The sequence below is a fragment of the Streptomyces sp. NH27 genome (assembly GCF_056859195.1).
The window spans coordinates 1-1,274 of sequence record NZ_JACEGK010000954.1; the positions used below are offsets into that span (position 1 = coordinate 1).

The following is a 1,274-nucleotide window of genomic DNA, read 5'->3' on the forward strand; positions in this document are numbered from 1 at the left end:
GTATACGGCGGTGGCGGCGCGGGCGGGCGCGTCACTTCTGGCAGCGCGTCACGTCTGGCGGTGGCGCGGAGCGGGCTCCTCGCATCCGGCAGTGGCGCGGCCACGTTCCCGGGAGAAGGGTGCGGCCCAGCCGATGGCCGGTGGCCGGTGGCCGGTGCGAGGGGCTGGGCCGGGGGCCGGGTGGCCGGCTCAGCGCCAGCCGAGCTCCGGTGCCACGTGGGTGAGGATGCTCTCCAGCACGTGGGCGTTGTAGTCGACGCCGAGCTGGTTGGGGACGGTCAGCAGCAGGGTGTCCGCGGCCTGGATGGCCTCGTCGTCCCGGAGCAGTTCCACGAGTGCGTCCGGCTCGGCGGCGTACGAGCGTCCGAAGATCGCCCTGGTCGTGTCGTCGATCATGCCGACCTGGTCGCGGGACTCGCGGTCGCGGCCGAAGTAGGCCCGGTCCATGTCGTCGGTCAGGGCGAAGATGCTGCGGCTGACCGAAACCCGCGGTTCGCGCGTATGGCCGGCGGCCTGGTACGCCTCGCGGTACGCCTCGATCTGCTTGCGCTGCTGGACGTGCAACGGTTCGCCCGTCTCGTCGTCCTTCAACGTGGAACTCTGCAGGTTCATCCCCAGCTTCGCGGCCCACACGGCTGTCGCGTTCGAGCTGGAGCCCCACCAGATCCGGTCGCGCAGTCCCTCGGAGTGCGGCTCGACGCGCAGCAGCCCCGGCGGGTTGGCGAACATCGGCCGCGGATTCGGCTGCGCGAAGCCCTCGCCCTCGATCACCTTCAGGAAGGCTTCGGCGTGCCGGCGGGCCATGTCCGCGACGGTCTCGCCCTCGGCAGGGGCGTAGCCGAAGTACCGCCAGCCGTCGATCACCTGTTCCGGTGATCCGCGGCTGATGCCGAGCTGTAGCCGGCCGCCGGAGATCAGGTCGGCGGCTCCGGCCTCCTCGGCCATGTAGAGCGGATTCTCGTACCGCATGTCGATCACGCCGGTGCCGATCTCGATCTTCGAGGTCCGCGCACCGATGGCCGAGAGCAGCGGGAACGGGCTGCCCGCCTGCCGCGCGAAGTGGTGCACGCGGAAGTACGCGCCGTCCACGCCGAGCTCCTCCGCGGCGACCGCCAGGTCGATGGACTGATGCAGGAAGTCGGCGGCGGACCGGGTCTCGGAGTGCGCGTTCGGCGACCAGTGTCCGAACGAGAGAAATCCAATCTTCTTCACGTAGGCGGAAGCGTCTCGCGGTCCCGTTTGATTCCCCTGTTTCCCCCCGGCTCCCCTGATTC

1 protein-coding gene is annotated in these 1,274 nt (G+C 70.3%); it reads right to left on the bottom strand.

Features of this window, described 5'->3' with window-relative positions; translation table 11 throughout:
* Nucleotides 1-189: 189 nt before the first annotated feature.
* Complete coding sequence (locus AC13HU_RS37360; RefSeq protein WP_483046450.1) at nt 190-1,212, bottom strand: LLM class flavin-dependent oxidoreductase; 1,023 nt, start codon at nt 1,210-1,212, stop codon at nt 190-192.
* Nucleotides 1,213-1,274: the final 62 nt, after the last annotated feature.